Origin of the sequence: Flintibacter sp. HCN-6482, assembly GCF_037892565.1 — a bacterium.
Lineage (GTDB): Bacteria > Bacillota > Clostridia > Oscillospirales > Oscillospiraceae > Lawsonibacter > Lawsonibacter aceti.
The window spans coordinates 140,538-159,519 of record NZ_JBBKBK010000002.1; the positions used below are offsets into that span (position 1 = coordinate 140,538).

Annotated in this window: 18 protein-coding genes; 10 read left to right on the forward strand and 8 right to left on the reverse strand. The window is 52.7% G+C overall.

Annotated elements, in window-relative coordinates; all coding sequences use genetic code 11:
* Positions 1-154: 154 nt before the first annotated feature.
* The 4 genes from WKS99_RS05695 to WKS99_RS05710 form a co-directional block, all read right to left on the reverse strand.
* Entirely contained in the window at positions 155-1,591 is a 1,437-nt protein-coding gene (locus WKS99_RS05695; protein WP_147571463.1) for a TrkH family potassium uptake protein, read from the reverse strand.
* A gap of 36 nt (positions 1,592-1,627) precedes the next feature.
* Entirely contained in the window at positions 1,628-1,945 is a 318-nt protein-coding gene (locus tag WKS99_RS05700; protein WP_340405500.1) for a hypothetical protein, read from the reverse strand.
* Positions 1,946-1,952: 7 nt separating this feature from the next.
* Positions 1,953-3,344, reverse strand: coding sequence for a Trk system potassium transporter TrkA (gene trkA, locus WKS99_RS05705; protein WP_147571460.1), 1,392 nt, complete (start codon positions 3,342-3,344; stop codon positions 1,953-1,955).
* Positions 3,345-3,437: 93 nt separating this feature from the next.
* Entirely contained in the window at positions 3,438-4,145 is a 708-nt protein-coding gene (locus tag WKS99_RS05710) for a hypothetical protein (protein WP_147571459.1), read from the reverse strand.
* A 229-nt stretch (positions 4,146-4,374) separates the two neighbouring features.
* Here WKS99_RS05710 and udp point away from each other — a divergent pair, with 229 nt between their 5' ends.
* A complete protein-coding gene (gene udp, locus WKS99_RS05715; protein WP_240288219.1) occupies positions 4,375-5,148 on the forward strand; it encodes a uridine phosphorylase in 774 nt (257 codons plus the stop codon).
* Positions 5,149-5,195: 47 nt separating this feature from the next.
* Here udp and WKS99_RS05720 read toward each other — a convergent pair whose 3' ends face one another.
* A complete protein-coding gene (locus tag WKS99_RS05720) occupies positions 5,196-6,968 on the reverse strand; it encodes a Na/Pi cotransporter family protein (protein WP_186851947.1) in 1,773 nt (590 codons plus the stop codon).
* 303 nt (positions 6,969-7,271) lie between these two features.
* Between WKS99_RS05720 and sigK the strand changes: the two genes are divergently transcribed.
* Positions 7,272-7,919: an RNA polymerase sporulation sigma factor SigK gene (gene sigK / locus WKS99_RS05725; RefSeq protein WP_262668834.1), complete on the forward strand. Its 648-nt coding sequence runs from the start codon at positions 7,272-7,274 to the stop codon at positions 7,917-7,919.
* Between the two features lie 259 nt (positions 7,920-8,178).
* Here the strand turns inward: sigK and WKS99_RS05730 are convergent, their stop codons facing one another.
* Both WKS99_RS05730 and WKS99_RS05735 read right to left on the reverse strand, forming a co-directional pair.
* Positions 8,179-8,469: a hypothetical protein gene (locus WKS99_RS05730; protein WP_340405501.1), complete on the reverse strand. Its 291-nt coding sequence runs from the start codon at positions 8,467-8,469 to the stop codon at positions 8,179-8,181.
* A gap of 66 nt (positions 8,470-8,535) precedes the next feature.
* The gene (locus tag WKS99_RS05735; RefSeq protein WP_340405502.1) at positions 8,536-9,525 is read right to left on the reverse strand and encodes a Fic family protein; all 990 of its coding nucleotides are present in this window, start codon (positions 9,523-9,525) and stop codon (positions 8,536-8,538) included.
* Between the two features lie 221 nt (positions 9,526-9,746).
* Here WKS99_RS05735 and WKS99_RS05740 point away from each other — a divergent pair, with 221 nt between their 5' ends.
* The 4 genes from WKS99_RS05740 to WKS99_RS05755 all read left to right on the forward strand — a co-directional run bounded on the left by WKS99_RS05740 (position 9,747) and on the right by WKS99_RS05755 (position 11,938).
* Complete coding sequence (locus tag WKS99_RS05740; protein ID WP_340405503.1) at positions 9,747-9,917, forward strand: hypothetical protein; 171 nt, start codon at positions 9,747-9,749, stop codon at positions 9,915-9,917.
* A 27-nt stretch (positions 9,918-9,944) separates the two neighbouring features.
* Entirely contained in the window at positions 9,945-11,195 is a 1,251-nt protein-coding gene (locus WKS99_RS05745; protein WP_340405504.1) for a recombinase family protein, read from the forward strand.
* Positions 11,196-11,263: 68 nt separating this feature from the next.
* Entirely contained in the window at positions 11,264-11,527 is a 264-nt protein-coding gene (locus WKS99_RS05750; RefSeq protein ID WP_340405505.1) for a hypothetical protein, read from the forward strand.
* 60 nt (positions 11,528-11,587) lie between these two features.
* On the forward strand, positions 11,588-11,938 hold the full coding sequence (locus tag WKS99_RS05755) for a recombinase family protein (RefSeq protein ID WP_340405506.1): 351 nt from the start codon (positions 11,588-11,590) through the stop codon (positions 11,936-11,938).
* 9 nt (positions 11,939-11,947) lie between these two features.
* On the opposite strand, the gene WKS99_RS05760 is transcribed toward WKS99_RS05755, so the two are convergent.
* Positions 11,948-12,991 (reverse strand): hypothetical protein, encoded by a 1,044-nt coding sequence (locus tag WKS99_RS05760; protein WP_340405507.1) that lies wholly within the window; start codon positions 12,989-12,991, stop codon positions 11,948-11,950.
* 184 nt (positions 12,992-13,175) lie between these two features.
* On the opposite strand from WKS99_RS05760, the gene WKS99_RS05765 reads away from it, so the two are divergent.
* From WKS99_RS05765 to WKS99_RS05780, 4 genes are all read left to right on the forward strand, one after another.
* Positions 13,176-14,789, forward strand: a complete 1,614-nt coding sequence (locus tag WKS99_RS05765; RefSeq protein ID WP_262668843.1) for a recombinase family protein — start codon at positions 13,176-13,178, stop codon at positions 14,787-14,789.
* 408 nt (positions 14,790-15,197) lie between these two features.
* Positions 15,198-16,253 carry a TAXI family TRAP transporter solute-binding subunit gene (locus tag WKS99_RS05770; RefSeq protein WP_147571449.1) on the forward strand — a complete coding sequence of 352 codons (1,056 nt, stop codon included), beginning with the start codon at positions 15,198-15,200 and terminating at the stop codon, positions 16,251-16,253.
* A 33-nt stretch (positions 16,254-16,286) separates the two neighbouring features.
* The gene (locus WKS99_RS05775) at positions 16,287-16,784 is read left to right on the forward strand and encodes a DUF1850 domain-containing protein (protein WP_147571448.1); all 498 of its coding nucleotides are present in this window, start codon (positions 16,287-16,289) and stop codon (positions 16,782-16,784) included.
* Between the two features lie 162 nt (positions 16,785-16,946).
* Positions 16,947-18,920: a TRAP transporter permease gene (locus WKS99_RS05780; RefSeq protein WP_262668844.1), complete on the forward strand. Its 1,974-nt coding sequence runs from the start codon at positions 16,947-16,949 to the stop codon at positions 18,918-18,920.
* The last annotated feature ends 62 nt before the right edge of the window (positions 18,921-18,982 follow it).

An 18,982-nucleotide genomic window follows, 5' to 3' on the forward strand; every position in this document is an offset into this window, starting at 1 on the left:
AGTCGTAAAGTTATAAAAGTATTTTACCACATAACAAAAAAATTGCAAGTCAAAATAACGGGAGATTCAAAAAAGATAGCAGTGACAGAAAGGGTGGAAGTAGCCGAAAAAGGCCCGGCCATTTCCAAGGAAATGGCCGGGCCGCTTGTAAAAATCAGGTGTGTCGCCAGGCTTGACGGCTGAAAAGGACCAGAATGGGGAAGATTTCCAGACGCCCGATAATCATACACAGTGACATGACTATCTTGGACAGATGGGAGAAGGCGGAAAAATTACCGGTGGGACCCACCAGCTCCAAACCAGGACCCACGTTGCTGATACAGGTAAGGGCGGAACTGAAAGATACGGAGAAGGGAAAATCGTCTAAAGAAATGATCAGGGTGGCAGCTAATATGATGAAAAGATAGCTGCCGACAAAAACGCTAATAGAACGTAGTGTGTCCTCTTCCACCACCTTGCCGTCCAGCTTAACTACCTCGACAGACCGGGGATGAATAACCCGGTGGATCTCCCGCCGAATGGAACGGAGCAGAATCAATACCCGAGAGCACTTGATGCCTCCTCCGGTAGAGCCGGCACAGGCGCCGCAGAACATAAGGAGCACTAGAATTGTCTGGGAGAAATGGGGCCAGAGTACAAAATCCGCGGTAGCGAAGCCAGTGGTAGAGATGATAGAGGCTACCTGGAACACGGAATATCGGAGGCTCTCCCAAATACTGGTATAGAGGGGAGCGATGTCTATGGCAATCAGGATGGTGGCGCCTGTCACCACTAGCAGGAAAAACCGGAGCTCGTCGCTGGAGAGGGCTTCCCGCCATTTCCGGGTGAGCAGCAGGAAATAGACCGCGAAATTCAGTGAAAACAGAAGAATAAAGACGGTAATAATCAAGTCGATGGCCACACTGCCATAAGCGCCCACGCTGGCATTCCGGTTGGAAAAGCCCCCGGTACCGGCGGAGGAAAAAGCGTGAATAAAGGAATCATACAGCGGCATACCAGCCAGTTTCAGACACACAACCTCTGTCAGGGTGAGGACGCAATAGATACTGTACAGGATTTTAGAGGTCTGGGCCTGCTTGGGTACCAGCTTGGAGAAGACCGGACCGGGGCTCTCCGCCTGGGTCAGGTAGTGAGAGCGGATACCGAGAGAGGGTACGATAGCAGTGGCTAACACTAATACGCCCATACCGCCCAGCCAATGGGTGAGGGAGCGCCAGAAGAGGATGCCTTTGGAGCAGGCCTCAATATCAGCTAGGATTGTGGCACCAGTAGTGGTGAAGCCGGAGGCGGATTCAAACAGACAGTCTGTAAAGGAGGAAAACTCCCCAGAGAAGTAAAAGGGGAGCGCCCCGGCCACGCTGACCAGCAGCCAGATCAGGCCGACAGCAGCGAAGCCGTCCCGCAGAAAAAAGCCAGACCCAGTCCGCATTAGAGAGAGGGGAAGGCAGGTGCACAGGAGAACGGCGATGCTGGTCAAAAAGGGGAGAGGACTTTCGCCATAGAGCAGAGACACCCCCAGAGGAAGCAGCATGGAGCCGGCAATTAGCAGCTCTACGCGGCCGAGGAGTTTCAGGATGAGCTTGACATTCATATAGGGCCTCCGGGAAAATAATATCGGGAAAAAAGATCAGATGTGCCGCCAAGCCTCACGGCTGAAAAGGACCAGGATGGGGAAGAGCTCCAGACGGCCGATGGCCATGCACAGAGACATGACCAGTTTGGACAGGTAGGAAGAGTGACCGGTAGGTTCTATCAGATCCAGCCCGGTCCAGACATTGCTCAAACTGGTCAAAGCGGAGGTGAGGGAGACTGGAAAGGAGTGCCCATCCAGAGAGAGGATCAGGGAGGTCCCCAGTAGAAGGAGGGGAAAGCAACCGAAAGACGCCAGGGCAGGGGGAAGGACCCACTCCAACCCTTTTAGCTCCGCCTGCCCTAACAGTTTCAAAATAAGTTTAAGGCTCTCCAGGGTGGGGGAACGGGCCATCGTCCTCGTAGATGTCGTTTAAATCCAGGATGAGTCTGCCGCGGGAGATCAGAATGACGGAATCTCCCTCCTGAATAGAGGAGGAACCCTCCGGGATGATGATGTCCCGCCCACGCATGATGACGGCGATCAGAATGCCGCTTTTCAGACGGAGATCCTTCAGGGGAACATTCAGATAACGGGTAGTAGAACGCACGGTAAACTCCATGGCCTCAGCCGCGCCGTCAGCGATGCGGTGGAGTGAATTCATCACGCTGCCTTGAGAGTTCTGCATCCCGCGGACCCGGTGAAGGATCTGGGCGGCAGTGATGGCCTTGGGAGAGATAACACTTTCCAGACCGATGGCCCGGGCAATGCCGGCATAATTCTGGCGGTTGGCCTTGGCGACTACCTTGGGTATGCCCTGCTGCATGGCATATAGGGAGATGATCAGATTGTCCTCGTCCCGGTCCGTGAGGGCTACAAAGGCGTCAGAAGCGGAAAAACGCTCCGACTCCAGCAGCTCCTGATCGGAACCATCGCCATGGATTACCATGGACTTGGGGAATTTTTCACTGATGAGACGACACTGGGCCTCGTCCAATTCCACGATTTTCAGCTTCATCCCCATCTTCTCCAGAATGCGTGCTAAGTAGACAGAGATCTTGCCGCCGCCCAGAATAAAGACATGGTGGACCTTCTGAGCGTATCGGCCCAGCAGGCGGAAAAACTGATCCAGACTTTCCGGACGTCCTACCAGATACAGCTTGTCCCCAATTTGAGGAACAAAGGAGCCATTGGGAATGACCACCGATTTTCCCCGTTCTACAGCACAGAACAGCAGGGACAGTTCCTTGACCTGGGGAGGCAAAGAGTAGAAGGGGGTGCCAACGAGAAAATCTCCATCCTGTAGGCGAAAGCCCATCAGCTCCACACGGCCCCGAAAGAACGTTTCAATGTTGGCGGCGGGAGGGAAACGGAGCAGGCGGGAAATCTCAATGGCGGTGGCGTTCTCTGGATTGATGACCATGTCGATCTTCAGATTCCGGCGCAACTCTACCAGGCTATTAGAATACTCCAGGTCACGGATACGGGCGATGGTGTAGCCGGTGCCCATGTTTTTTGCGGTCAGGCAGCAGACCATATTGACCTCATCTGAATTGGTGGCCGCGACCAGCAGGTCGGCGGTATCCGCCCCGGCCTCCCGCAGAGTGGAGGTGGAGACACCGTTCCCGTGGATAACCATGACGTCCAGCATATCGGAGGCCCGGCGCAGAGACTCCTCCCGCAGATCCACGATGGTGACGTCGTGCTGCTCCCGGACCAGCTGTTCTGCCAGCGTGAAGCCGACTTTTCCGCTGCCTACAATGATGATTTTCATGTAAAATATCCTTTCGCGTATGATATCATACTCTGCTTTCACCAGAGCAGGAGGGAATGTTTTTCAGAACATATAGAGACAGAGAAGCGGACTTTAGATGGTCCACTCACCGTGTACTACACCTACCAGCAGCCAGCCAGACTCTCCCAGCTCGAATACCAGCTTTAAGGAGCACCAGTCTAACCCCTCGTTCACTGGGTCAATACTGGGGATACAAAAGTCTACGAATCGGCAACCGGGGTAAGCCGTAGTAATATTCTCCAGGGCGTTGCCGCTAATCATAATCTGGTCGATGCCGATCTCACTGGCCTGGGTGTAGTCCTGGTTGAATACATACCGGTCCACATATTGGGATATCGTCATCTGGATAGGGTTGCCTCGGCCATCTTCAAAGCCCCAGGTGTAGACCCGGGGGTCCTCTTCCAGCCCCTGGATTTGGGCCGCGGAAAGGGTCAGGTCTTGCTCAAGATTTACGGTAGAGTACGGGGTAAAGGTTACGCCCTTTTCGGGGTGGACAAATGAGGCCACCTGACCGTAATCCTCCTCTTTCAAGGCATGGAGAACAGCACAGGCGGTGTTGAGCAGGGGAAAGTTGTCCGGGGGCAGGGGGGTAGATGATTCTGTCTGGGTGGAGCTGTCTGTGACAGAAGAAGAGCCAGGGGCGGGAGCGTTGGACAGGGCGCTGGGGGTAGGAGGAAGGATAACAGTTTCCCGAAGGGACCAAGGAAAGGGAAAGATGCCACCTAATAAAAAACCAATCAGTAGACAGATTGCGGCCGCAGGGAATATAGAACGCTTCAAAATAGGACCTCCTTCATGGCGGTGTAAATAGAATGACAGGCCCATCCCTCCCTGAATGAATCAAGGAAGGGGTAAAATAGCACAATTATAGTAAGGCCAATTATAGTATAGTTCCACAGAAAGGTCAAGATTGACAGATAGGCTTTTAGGTGCCCGCCACAAATATATTGTTTCGAGTGGAAAGTCATGCTAAAATAAACCAGATATCAGGAAAAAGGAGGTCATTCCCATGAATGAGCAGGAGCGGGACATACAGTTCCATATCCAGTGCAGGCCGGGAGACGTGGGGGGATACTGTATTCTTCCGGGTGACCCGGGGCGGTGTGAGTCCATCGCCCGCTGTTTTGACCAGCCTGTCCATATAAGGACCAACCGGGAATATGTGGTCTATACCGGTACCCTGTTGGGAGAAAAAGTGTCGGTGTGTTCTACCGGCATTGGTGGACCCTCCGCGGCCATTGCGATGGAGGAGCTGGCGAACATCGGTGCACATACTTTTGTCCGAGTGGGGACCTGTGGGGGAATCGACTTGGCTGTCCGAAGCAACGATGTGGTGGTGGCCACCGGTGCTGTCCGGATGGAGGGGACAAGCCGGGAGTACGCCCCCATCGAGTGGCCCGCAGTCCCTAACTTTGCGGTCACCTGTGCCTTGGTTCAGGCGTGCCGGACCTTGGGCTACCCTTGGCATGCCGGGGTGGTCCAGTGTAAGGACTCCTTCTATGGTCAGCATTCTCCAGGCAGGATGCCGGTGTCCTATGAGTTGAAGCAGAAATGGGAGGCATGGAAGCGCCTGGGGGTGCTGGCCTCTGAAATGGAGTCCGCGGCTCTCTTTGCTGTGGCGGCCAGCCGCCGGGTGCGGTGTGGATCTGTGTTCCATGTGATCTGGAACCAGGAGCGGGAGCAGGCGGGCTTGGATCAGGAGGAGTCCCACGACACCTCCTCCGCCATCCAAGTTGGGGTGGATGCTGTTCGGCTGCTGATTGCCCAGGACCTCGCGAAATAGAAGCAAGAGCCGCCCTCACGGGCGGCTCTTGCCATGTAGAAAACAGGTCAGGAGATGGGCTGGTAGTACTTTTCAGTGGCCTGGGCGAACAGCTGGTCAAATTGGGGTGATCCGCCCTGGTGGAGCTGGTGGAGATAGGCGTGGATGTCCGAACGGACTAGGGAGCCTTTCTCGGCCGCTTGGTGGATGACGCGGACGGCGGCATTGGAGCAATGGTCAGAGATGCGCTCCAGGTTAGTTAGCAGCTCCAGGAACTGGGTGCCCACCTCTACCGTACACTCTCCGGTTTTCAGCCGCTCCACATGGCGCTCCCGCAGAGCGGCGGTGATTAGGTCCACCACTTCCTCCAAAGGCTCTACCTGGAAGGCGGCGTAGGCGTCGTGGGCACGGTAGGCCTCCAGCACCTGGTTCAGGGCCTCTCCTACGGCGGCGCACAGGGAGTCAAGCTCGGCCTGTGCCTTGGGGGAGAAGGAGAGAGCGGCGTCGTTCAGCGCGGTAGCCGACTCGGACAGGTTGACTACATAATCACCGATGCGCTCGAAATCAGACAGGGCGTGAAGCAGATCGGATACTAGGTCGCTGCCTTTGTCATCTAAGGAGTGGCGGGAGAGCTGGACCAGATATTGGTCCAAAGAGCTCTCCATATGGTCCAGCGCCTCCTCCTGCTCGTTAAGCAGATCCAACTGCTTTTGATCGTAATGGGACAGAAGCTCCACCGCCAGATGGTAGTTGTTCTTGGCCAGTTCACCCATTTGGAGGACCACGGTGCGTGCCCGTTCCAGAGCTACTGACGGAGTGGACAAGAAGCGGGGGTCTAACACCGTGGCTACCGGATCAGCGGCACCGGAGTCTGGGATCGTCCATTCCACCAGGCTGACCAACTGCCGGTTAAAAGGAAGCAGAAGGGCAGTACAAGCGATATTGAAGAAGGAATGCAGGTTCGCGATGGAGCCATAGTCCATGGTATCCTGCCAGAAGGGCAGCCCTATCAGGGCGTTGAGACCGTACAACACCACCAGGAAGAACACGGTGCCGATCACATTGAAGTATAGGTGGACGGCAGCGGTCCGTTTAGCGTTCCGGCTGGCGCCGATGCTGGACAAGATGGCAGTGACGCAGGTGCCGATGTTCTGGCCCATGATGATGGGCAGGGCGGTGGAAAATGTGACCACGCCGGAAGCGGAAAGGGCCTGTAGAATAGCCACAGAGGCGGTGGAGCTCTGGATCAAAGCCGTGATAGCCGCACCCACAGCGATGCCCAGTACCGGGTTGGAGAAGCGGATGAACAGCTGCTGGAAGGCCTCCAGCTCAGTCAAGGGGGCTAGGGCGCTCTCCATGGATTTGATACCGATGAACAGCAGCCCAAGGCCGATCAGGATCTGACCTACTGTTTTTTTGCGGCCGCTGTTGAAGAAGGAGAAAAACAGAATCCCCACAAAGGCGGTCAGTGGTCCTAGCATCTCAGGCTTCAGGAGAGCCAAAAACAAATTTTCATCGGATAGGCCGCCCAGCCGCAGGATCTGGGCTGTAATGGTGGTGCCGATGTTGGCCCCCATGATGACGCCGACAGCCTGCCGCAGCTTAAGAATGCCAGCGTTGACAAACCCGATGCACATAACGGTAGTAGCCGCGGAGGAGTGGACCATACCAGCCACCACTGCGCCTAGCAGGACACCTTTAAAAATATTATCAGTCAGCTTCTCCAAAAGGGAAGCAAGTTTTCCACTAGTCAGTTTTTCCAGGCCGGAAGTCATGGTTGACATACCGAACAGGAAGATGGCCAGGGCGCCCAGCAGGGCAATGACATCACGAATCCCCAATTTTCTTTCCTCCCATGAGGACACCCTGTCCTCATCTCCAAAATTTTACACAAACTTAACATTATAAATTATATAAGAAGAAGTGGGGCAGGTAAAGGAGTTCTTGAAATTTTTCAAAAATTTTGAAGAAAACGGAGAAAAAGGAGAGGAAATCTCCAGGAATTTGTAGGGTATGAAGGGAGGAGAACTGAGATGGAGGCGGGATCCTCGGAGAGATTTGGCCTGTCCGACAGAACAGGAGAGATATTTGGGGAATGGGGACGGGCAGAGCGGGAATAGAGTGGGGCGGAGGTGTTATCGATTATGCTGTCGCCTGTGATCTATCTGATGATGAACGGACTTTTTTTTACCCTTCGGCTGTCCGGAGGTGGAGGTTCGTTTCCCCGTCCACTAAAAGCGGCGGAGGAGAGGGAATATCTGGAACGGTGCGCCCAGGGTGACCTGGAGGCCCGAAATCTGCTGGTGGAACACAACCTTCGCCTGGTAGCTCACATCGTGAAAAAATACTATGCCCAAACCGGGGACCAGGACGATCTGATCTCCATTGGGACTATCGGGCTTATCAAAGGGATATCTACATTTAAGGCGGACAAAAACGTAAAGTTGGCGACCTATGCCAGCCGATGTATAGAAAACGAGATACTGATGCACTTCCGCTCCCAACGCAAGCTCCAGGGCGAGGTCTCTCTGGCGGATACTCTGGAGTCTGCGGGAGAGGGCGGTTCCCTGTCCCTAATGGATGTAATCGCCGTAGACGATAATATGCTGGAGGAGTTGGATACCAGGGATGCCTGCGTAAGGGTCCGCCGCTGTGTCGATACCTGCCTGACACCCAGAGAGCGCACGGTTATTACCTTGAGATATGGACTGGATGACCGCCCGCCTCGCACCCAACGGGAAATCGCGTCTCTGTGCGGCATCAGCCGTTCCTATGTATCGCGCCGCCGCTAATGTAAACGAAGCCCGGAAAGCCTGATGTAGACAGGTTTTCCGGGCTTCGTGCGTGACTGGGGTAGCGCCGCGGTTATTGTAAACGGCAAAAAATTTAGGAAGATAAGTAGCCATTCATCAAAATGAAAAGTTCAGCGAACTGAGTTTTTATAAGTAGCTAAAAATCGATCAAATGTGTCAATATAAGTCATTATATTATTTACACTGGATAGAGCATCATCTGGCGTAGTTAATGTACTGGCTCGTGTGGAGTGAGCAATTAATCCACGTTCTGAGCCAAAGTTATCAAGAGCAATAAGATATCCTCGTCTATTTCCGAGATTTTAATGCCTATAGGCAGAAAAATACTCAAAATGTTTTTTTCCTTGATGCCATGGTTGCTGGAACGGACTTGCCGATTATAGCTGGTATACGAGGTGTTGACTCTCCAGTTTATATCTTTTGTAATATCTTCTTCGCTTTCATTTTCGACTTGGGATTGCTCAAATTTGTTAATGTAGTCCTCTTGACTAAGGGGTTCAAATGTATCAAGAATTAGTTGTTCGTCCATAGATAGGCCTCCTATCGCAATATTATATATAATTTTTGGCTTTTGGGCATTGCTATACAACGTAGTTTAAATCATATAATACTTATACACCCAGTGACTACCTTTACGTCCTTTAATGAGTTTGTTTTTTGTCACCAAACTTGCAAGGATGCGATTTGCTGTCGCAGCTGATACCCCACACAGTTCCCGCACATCGGCGTTCATGATATAGTCGTGGGTTTTCAGGAACTCCTCAATTTTCTTCCAGCGAAGGGTTACCTTATCCACCTTTCCATCGCTCATCCCATCACTCGCACTGATTGCATCTATGAGTGATGCTTTGATGGCTGAGAGCATGAACTCAATAAATACTGTGGACTCTCCTGCGTCATTGGAAGCATTGATGGCATCATAATACTCCTGCTGGCGGTCGTGGATGATGGACTCCACCGGGAGCCAGGCAAACGATGAATTCCACTTGGAGAGTAGCAGTGTGTGCCACAGCCTCCCCACACGCCCATTTCCGTCGGCAAAGGGGTGGATCAGTTCCAGTTCATAGTGGAACACGCAGCTGCGAATCAACATATGCACGTCACTAGCCTTTGCCCAGTCCAATAACTCCATGACTAAATCAGGGACATACTGTGGAAGCGTACCAAAATGCAGGATATGTCCTTCGTTATCCACCACGCCCACAGGTCGGGTACGGAATACGCCGGATTCTTCCAGCAAGCCATGTGTCATAATTCCATGGGCAGTCAGAAGGTCATCCACCGAATAAGGATCGAGTTCATCCAGCCGCTCATAAATCTCATAGGCGTTCTTGACTTCGGCAATATCCTTGGGCGGAGCCAGAACCTGCTTGCCGTTCAGAACTGCTGTCACCTGCTCCAGGGAAAGGGTGTTCTGCTCAATGGCCAGAGAACCATGAATGGTTCTGATACGGTTAGTGCGGCGGAGCGTGGGACTCGTGGATAGAGGAGAGATTACGGTCAAACGGCCCACCAGCTCGGCGATCTCCGCCACATAGTCAATGATCTGATTTGTGATTTCAAAAGGAGGCTTTTTGTTTCTCATGTGATACCTCGCCGCTGTAAATGATTGGTTTTATTATACCATACATCACTCGTTTCATCAATCAAAATACCCTGTCGTGCGCAACTGCAATCGTTCGGCTTCTGGGGATGCGACCCATTTGCGCTCCCATTGCGTTCGCAACCCTAATTTGATGAAAGAGATTCAGCCGCCTGTAGGGCGGCTTTTATCATGCAACAATATTTGATTCAGGAGGAATCCACATGAATTACGATTCGAGCAAACAAAGCCTGACGATGGAAACGGCGGAGTGTAAGGTGACTCTCTCTTTTTCTGTGACGCCCAAGGAGACCAGCATCTGGCACTATGTTTGCACCGCACTGATCCAGCAACCTGCGGCGCCTGTTCAAATGGAAGCGACCGATTTAGAATAGAGGCATCAAACAGAAAGGAGCATCGCTATGAACCGGGTTTATTGCCTCTATCGTGTGTCTGACCGAGGACAGGTGGAAAAGAATGATATTCCTATGCAGAGAATTGCCTGTCAGACCTTTGCTCAGGAACGCGGCTGGGAGATTTTAAGGGAGTTCTCTGAAAAGGGCGTCTCCGGCTATAAGCTGACCATGCAGCAACGGGATGCGGTCATAGAGATCCGTGAGGATGCCATGGCTGGGAAATTTGATATTTTGTTGGTTTACATGTTTGACCGTATCGGACGGCGGGATGATGAGACGCCCTTTGTGGTGGAGTGGCTGGTGCGCAACGGTGTTTCTGTATGGAGCGTCTGTGAGGGCGAGCAGCGATTTGACAACCATGTGGACAAGCTGACCAACTACATCCGCTACTGGCAGGCCGCCGGAGAGAGCGAGAAGATATCTGAACGCACCCGTACCCGCATCCGGCAGTTGACGAAAGAAGGCTGTTTTACCGGGGGACAGTGTCCCTATGGATACCGTTTGGTGCGGGGAGAACGGTTGAACAAAAAGAAACAGGCGCTGTACGAGCTTCAAATCTGCGAGGAAGAGGCCCGGGTGGTGCGGATCATCTTTGACAAGGCAGCCCGGGAAGGCTTGGGCAGCCAGCGCATCGCCAAATACCTCAACAGTCAAAACATCACAACCCGCAAAGGAAAACGGTGGAATCAGGCATCCATCTCTCATATGTTATCCAGCAAACGATACCTGGGTTATCTACAAAAAGGCGGCGTGGAATCTCCAAGGCTGCCACACCTTCAAATTGTGGAGGATGCGATTTTTGCACAGGTACAGGAATTGAGAGAAAGCCGAAACCGAAAGGAGAACAACATGAATACCATTTCTGCCCCCATACACGGAAAGGCTTTGTTGAGCGGCCTAACCTATTGCGCCCACTGCGGCGCCCGCATGAACAGCACCATCCATCGGAAGGAGTACCGCCGCAAGCGGGATGGGTCCCTCTATCGCCGGGATGTGCGGCTCTACCGCTGTAATGCCAGCGTGGACGGGGAACCAACGGCCTGCGATGGTCCCCGGACCTATCACGCCGAGCGTATAGAAGCGGCGGTCAAGACTGCGATTTCCACCTTACTGGAGCAGCTGAGGCACTGCCGGCAGAAACCATTTTGGAGTATAAATATCAGATTGCACTTCAGGAGCGGCGGGATGCCCACCGGGCGGCGCAGCAGTATTTATCCGAGAAGGAGCGGGACCGGGAGACTCTGCGCGGCGAGGTAGCCCGGGCGATCCGCGGAGAGAGCTCCTTCGGGGTACCTCTTCTTCAGGAACTTTTGCAAGGAACAGAGGTGGAAATCGACAAAACCAGAGAGCAGTTGTATGAGTTGGAGGCCAGGCTCCAAAATGGAGAACAACTGCGCCGGGAGATCGAGATTAAGCAGCGGAAATACTGCGGGCTGAACCAGATTTTCCGCAGTGGAACGCTGGAGGAACAAAAAATGCTGCTGGCTATCGTCGTGCAGCGGATCGAAGTGCGGCGGGGTTACGAACTGAATATTCAACTGTTGCCGGATTTCGAACGGTTCCTGGATGGGCTGATTGAAATGCGGTGATTTTTTCGGCAAAAACTTTCTCGCTTATATGAAATAATGGGACAGAAGGGAGTGATTCGGATGGGAAACAACCGTGCGGCACTTTACTGCCGGGTGGATGGCGGAGGAGATTGCGAGACATACCAGAGAGCCTTGTCCGCGCAACGCGGCAAACTGGAGGCTTTTGCACGGGAGCAAGGGCTGGAGCCTGCCCGATATTATGAAGATGCGGGATATCCCGGACGCGACCTGACTCGGCCCGGTCTGAATCAGATGCTGGCGGACTGGAAAGAGGGAAAGTTTGACACGGTGCTGGTGGTAAAACGGACACGCCTGTTCCGAGGCAGCATTTGGGAGGAGCCAAAGTGGCCGTTTCCTATCCTGTCTGCCAATAAATTGGATCGTATCCCACATTGTGGACAAAAGCGGTGAGGCCCGACCTCACCGCTTTTCCTTCCAGTATTCATAACATTGATGCCGCAGGACTTCGAGATATTTTTTGAAGAAGTCTCCAACACAGTCCGGGTAGATATAGCAAAGCACATTCAAAAAGTTATCAATGTATTCAGAGGAAATCTCTTGGACTTTCGCAAATGGCTCCAGATAATGGGTTCGGCCCTCCGGGCACAGCCGTTCGATTTCTTCCAGTTCCCGGTCACACTGCTCTGTGCGAAAGACCGGAAACAGACTGATATCTGCCAACGGAGACACCATATTCCTCTGCTGATGGAAATGGTAGGCCATCAAAGTGCCAACGTTATCGTAATGTCCGTTGTGAAGCGGAAAGGCATCTGTGGTGTCGACTCGATAGATTTGACTGTCATCTGCCAGATAGACTTCCAGCTTATCCCCCTCATCAGTTATGGAGTATAGAGCTTGAAAGCTGAAAAATTGCTTCCAATTTTCTGCACATTCACGCGCCTGGGCAGCAGAGTGGACACGCTGTGTAAAGTTCAAATATTTCTCACCAATGATATACTCTGTTTTGAAATAGGAGCGTTTCTCTCCGGGGGAGAGCTGGAAGAGAACTGCATCCGGCATCTGGTAGCCCATGGCCTGCGTCAGTTTTGTGTAAACAAATTCATTTGCCGCACAGTCTGAATATGCATGCTTTACCAGATACTGTTCCCTTCGGTTTGCTTTGCATTTGGCCAAGAGAAGTTGACCGCTGTCATTGCCGTGGTACGGCAACGGCGAGAACACAAAGTCCGCGGTTTGCACTATATCCGAAGAGATGATGGGCGGTTTGCTCCGATTTTCTTTCTCCTTTGCCGCCATTCGCAGGGTTTGGATGTATCGATTGAGACCGGGATGCATTTCGCCACCTCCTGGACCCATTGTAAAAGGAATGAAAAACTTTGTCAATCTCAGTCGAACCGCACCGGAAATCCGGTGCGGTTTTTTCCGAAACGGACAAGCAAAACGGCCTTTTTCCTGCATATTCTTTACAATCCCGGAAAGGAGGAAGATGAGTTGGAAAAACACAAGCAGGACATCCCTGTGCACTGCTACTTTGCGGAGGAAGGAGAATGTGCGGAAGATTTGATTTTGGAGTCTTTCCGCACGTTTATAGATAGAAACCTCCTAAATAACGCTAATTTTTTGACAAAACGGCTATGAAATGTTATCATATTTATGATGAATGGCCGCTTATCTCAGGAGGTATAGCATGTACTTAGAGGTAAGCAACACCATGGATTACCATGTGGCTTTATACATCAGGCTATCGAAGGAGGACGAGAGCGAGGGACCATCTCAGAGCGTCCAGAACCAGGAGTCTCTGCTGCGGGAGTTTGTGCAGCAGCACCGGCTGAGCGTCTACGACACCTATGTGGACGACGGTTGGAGCGGCACCAGTTTTGACCGGCCCAGCTTCCAGCGGATGATCGCCGACATCGAGGCCAAGAAGGTCAATATGGTCATTACCAAGGACCTCTCCCGCCTGGGCCGGGACTACATCCTGACCGGCCACTACATGGAGCGGTACTTCCCGGAACACCGGGTGCGGTACATCTCCCTGCTGGACGGCATCGACACCGGTGTGGACTCTACCGCCAATGACATCACCCCGTTCCGTGCCATCATGAACGACATGTACGCCAAGGATATTTCCAAGAAGATCAAGAGCGTCAAGCGGGATAAGCAGCGGAAGGGGCAGTTCATCGGCGGAAAGCCAGTGTATGGCTACAAGATGCACCCCACGGAGAAAAACAAGATTGTCATTGATGAGGAAGTAGCTCCGGTGGTGCGGCGGATCTTTGCATTGGCCCTTTCAGGTATGAGTTGCCGTAAGATTGCGACTACACTCAATAAAGAAGGTATCCCCACACCGGCCACCTACTGCGGCTGGAAGGTTGGAACCCCCGGACCTTACACCGGCTTATGGAGCAGCGAGCGGATTTCTGAAATGCTGAAAAACGAGACTTACATTGGCAATATGGTCCAGGGACGCAGTGTGAAGATCAGCTACAAGTCCAAGAAGTGCCTGAAACAGGACCCGGCCAACTGGGTGATCGTAGAGGGGACCCATGAACCTTTGGTGGATGCGGAGACCTTTCAGAAGGTGCAACTGCTGGTGAACAGCCGCAAGCACACACGGAGCCGGACCTACGATTTTCTTCTGAAGGGATTGATTTTCTGCCACGAGTGCGGCTACCCTTTGGCGGTACTCAACCGAAAAAACGCCAGGGGAGAGGATGTGCTGTACTTCGTCTGCCGGACCTACCAGCGCTTTACCAAAGCGGGTGTCTGTACCTGTCATTCCATCAAGGAGAAGACGGTCACTGATGCGGTCATTCGCAAGGTGAGGGAAGTCTGTCGGGCATATCTGGATCCAGACGAACTGTTGCCCATGGCCCAGGAAGCTGTGGAGCATGCCCAAAAGCAGAGTAGTCTGGAAACGGAGCTCCAGGCCATCCAGGCCAGGATCAACAGTCTTACGGCCAACCTGGACCGGATGTACACCGACCGGCTCAACGGATTGCTGCCCGAGGAGGACTTCCAGCGCATCTTCGGCAGGGTCAAACTGGAGCGGGAGCAGCTGGAGGAAAAGCGGCAGGCCCTGGAGTTTCAGAAAAAAAGCCCCGTCCGCAGTGAGGACAGGGCCAGGGAACTGGTACAGCGATTTATCGAGACGGCAGGGGAGAGCCGGGAACTGTTGGTCAGCCTTATTGAGCGGGTGGAGCTGACCGAGGATAAGGAAGTCATCATCAAATTCCGTTTCGCCCAACTGGATGAGGCAAGCCAGAATTCGCAAGGGATTGCGCCGTTTGAGACGGCGTAATTTTCCGGAGCCAATCGCTTACAGTAGGCGTGTCGCTATGTATCCCGCATTGAAAAGAGGGCTTTAGAAAAGCTGCAGGAGGGGATGGATGGCTGGATGCCATAAAAAAATATCCATAGAAATCATAGGCGTTTAGCTATGGAAATAATAAAGAAACAGGAAAAAATATAGGGAAATTAAGGAGTAAAAAGTAGATGCAATAAATAATTTTTTATACAAAATGTCAAGACAATTAGAGGAGGAGAGGGGGGAGGAAAAAATGATATTGCATTTTTGACATGAATGTAATATAATGGAACCGCAGTATAGGAAGCGGGTCTATGGACCAACCATGAAACGCCCTATAGGGCGTTTGCTCTTTCCACTTGGAAAGAGCAAACGAAAAAATGGAATTGGAGGAAAGAGAACATGAAAAAGAAACTAGCACTTGCTCTGTCCATGGTCATGATCCTCAGTCTGGCACTGACCGGCTGTGGGAACAATGACAAGGGTAGCAACACCAGCTCCACTAGCGGTGGCAGCAATACCTCTGCCAGCACCTCTACTCCCAACAACGAAACTCCCTCTGGTGAGAAGGTGGATATCACCATCGCCACCGGCTCCACCAGCGCAAACTACTATGCTATCGGTAACGTAATGGCCACCGTCCTCAATCCCGTTCTGACCAAGGGGAACATCGGTGTTACCTCTACCGGCGCCTCCGCCGCTAACGTTCAGCTGCTCCAGGATAATGAGGTCAACTTCGCCATTATCCAGAACGACGTAGCTTACTATGCCGCTACTGGTACTGACCTGTTCGACGGCGAAGACCCCTATGAGGACTGGGGCGCCCTGTGTGCCCTGTATGACGAGGTGGTCCAGGTGTTCACCCTGAATCCCGACATCAAGACCTTCACTGACCTGAAGGGTAAGACCGTTTCCGTCGGCGCTTCCGGTTCCGGCGACAACTTCGCCGCTGGTCAGATTTTTGCTGAGTTTGGCATGACCTTTAACGACGTAAACCCCGTTTACCAGTCCTACTCTGACTCCGCCGAGGGCATGAAGGATGGCAAGATCGACGCCGCTTTCTGTGTGTCTGGCGCCCCCACCACCGCTCTGGTGGACTTGGCTGCGACTGCCAACAAGCCTCTGAATGTCATCACTCTGGAAGACGAGCACATTGAAAACCTGATGGCTGCTTACCCCTTCTATGCTAAGACCGTGATCCCCGCCGGCACCTATGACGGCCTGGACCGCGATACCACCACCGTCAGCATCCGCGCCATGCTGGTGTGCCGGAATGACGTGCCTGAGGATGTGGTGTATGAACTGATGACCGCTATGTTTGACAACCAGGCCAGCTTGGCTGACGGTCACGCCAAGTTTAAGGAGCTCTCCCTGGAAGGCGCTGTCGCTGGCGTCAGCATCCCCTATCATCCCGGCGCTGAGAAGTATCTGACCGAGCAGGGTGCCACTCTGAGCTGAGTGTCTGTTCTTAGACGCGACTGATAACGCTTTGTGAATAAGAACAAAGTTTTGGTAGCCGCGGCCGCGATAGTCTGTCTGGTTATCGCGGCCGCAGTGTTTATGCTCCGCCCGGAAGGCCATCTGGTCATTCGTGATGCGGAGACTGGGGAAACCTACATCTCTTATCCGTTGGAGCGGGGAGAGGAATTTTCCATCACCTTTATCCATTCCGTCAACAAGACGCCTGTGACGGATGTGTATGACGTGGATGAGAGGGGCATAATCATGCTGAGGAAGACCATCTACTATGGGTTTGGTGCCGGGGTGCCCTCTGACTTGGACCCTAAAATGGAGCTGACCTATGAAGAGGGAACAGGCGCCATGGTGGTCTCTAAGATTGATATGGAGCTTCCCAGCTTTTATCTTTTTGTGGGCACAGTATCCGATCACACGCTATCGATTGGTGGAGAGGAGATCAGTCTGCGGGATGTGTGCGGACGGAATACCAAGGTCCACATTAGCTACGAAAATTCGCGTATCTTTCCATAGCGTTTTGGAAGATCAAAGAAGCCCCCAGCTTTACGCTTTGTAAAAATTTGGTTGTGATCTCGGAGAGGGAATGGAAGACGCAGCCGAGTGCGGCCAAAGAGCGGACCTGAAGCAGAGTTTCTTTTATCAAAAGATACGATTTTTAGCAAAGGAGGCATCTCTGTGGAAGATCAGGATAAGAAAACTGTAAACACCGCACCGGCAGAAAATGGCGCAAATGTGCAGGCCGATGTTGATGAGATTATGAAAAAATACGACCGTGAGTCAAACGTTCGTATTTGGGAAGGTGTGCCGAAGTATGTGGTCAGTGGCCTGCTGATCGCATTCAGCCTGTTCCTGATGTGGATGAATCTGGTATCCACCTGGAGCGAAACCAAGCGCCGTCCCCTGTTCCTGGGTCTGGTGATTCTGCTGGTATTCATTGTGTTCCCTATGCGCAAGGGCGCTGTTCAGCGAGTCAACCGTATCCCTTGGTACGATATTATTCTGGCCATCGTTGGGGCCAGCCCCTACCTTTATTTCTTCTTCAATGAGCAGGATCTGATGATTCGCGCTACCCGCATCAACCAGCTGGAGGTTGTGCTGGGCATTGTGGGAGCCTTGATCCTCTTTGAATGCTGCCGGCGTGTGGTAGGCCTGCCCATCCTGGTAGTGGCCACCTGTTTCATCGCCTACGCTTTCTATGATGGAAAGTCGCTGAAGCGCATCGTCTATGACCTGTTTTATACTACCAACGGCATCCACGGCACCCCCATCGGCGTGTGCTCTACTTACATCGCGCTGTTCATCATCTTCGGTGCTTTCCTGGAGGCTACCGGAATTAGTAATTTCTTTATTTCCTGCGCCAATGCTCTGGCTGGCTGGGCCACCGGTGGTCCCGCTAAGGTGGCCGTTATTTCCTCCGCACTGTGCGGCATGGTGTCGGGCTCCTCTGTGGGCAACACCGTGACTACTGGTTCTGTTACCATCCCCATGATGAAAAAGACCGGCTATCCCCCCGAATTCGCGGGCGCTGTTGAGGCGTCGGCCTCCACAGGCGGTCAGATCATGCCACCCATTATGGGCGCTGCCGCCTTCCTGATGGCGGAGATGGTGGGTGTACCGTACAGCGATATTATCAGACGGGCCATCCTGCCTGCTATTTTGTACTTTACTGGCATCTTCCTCCAGGTGCATCTGCGCGCTAAACGTCTGGATCTGAAGGGTATTCCCAGAAACGAGCTGCCCAAGTGGGGTCAGTTGCTCCCGAAGATCTACCTGCTGATTCCTCTGGTGGTACTGGTGGTCATCATTATGAGCGGTTATACCATGGCCCGCTCCGCTATTATCGCGACCATCCTTTGTATCGTTATCAGCCTGGTGGATAAAGCGGTAGACACCTTCTTCTATCATCAGAAGAACGATACCAGCATCTTCACCTTCCTTCGGGCTTTAGAGAACGGCGCCCGTAACTGTCTGTCCATTGGCATTGCCTGCGGTGTGGCCGGCATCATTGCCGGTGTGGTCACCCTGACCGGCCTGGGCCAGATTTTCATCAGTGCCATCGTGGGTGTGGCCAATGGCCAGCTGATGATCGCCCTGTTCTTCACCATGATCACCTGTATCGTCCTGGGTATGGGCGTGCCTACCACAGCCAACTACATCATCATGGCTACCACTTGTGCCCCCATCCTAGTTACTGGTATGAACATGGACCCCATCGCTGCCAATATGTTTGTGTTCTACTTCGGCATTGTGGCGGACATTACGCCTCCTGTGGCTCTGGCAGCTTACGCTGGTTCTGCCATCGCCAAGGCGAACCCCATGAAGACGGCCTTCCAGGCGACCCGTCTGGCTATCGCCGCTTTCCTGATTCCCTATATCTTTGCTTTGAATCCCGCAATGCTGTTCATTAACTCCACTCCCTTCCAGGTTGTTCAGATCATTATCACCAGCTTTATCGGCATGGCGGGTGTGGCCGCTGGCCTTGAGGGCTATCTGATTAAGAACATGAACGTACTGGAGCGGATCATGGTAGCCGCAGGCGGCCTGGCTATGCTGATTCCCGGCACCGTTACCGACCTGATCGGTGTGGGCTTAGTAGTTGTGGTCATTGTATTCCAGCTCCTGCACAAAGATAAGAAGGCCGTAGCCTAAGCTATCAAGTGATTCCAAAACGCAAGAAAACACATCTCGGCTAGGATAGTCCATTTGGAAAA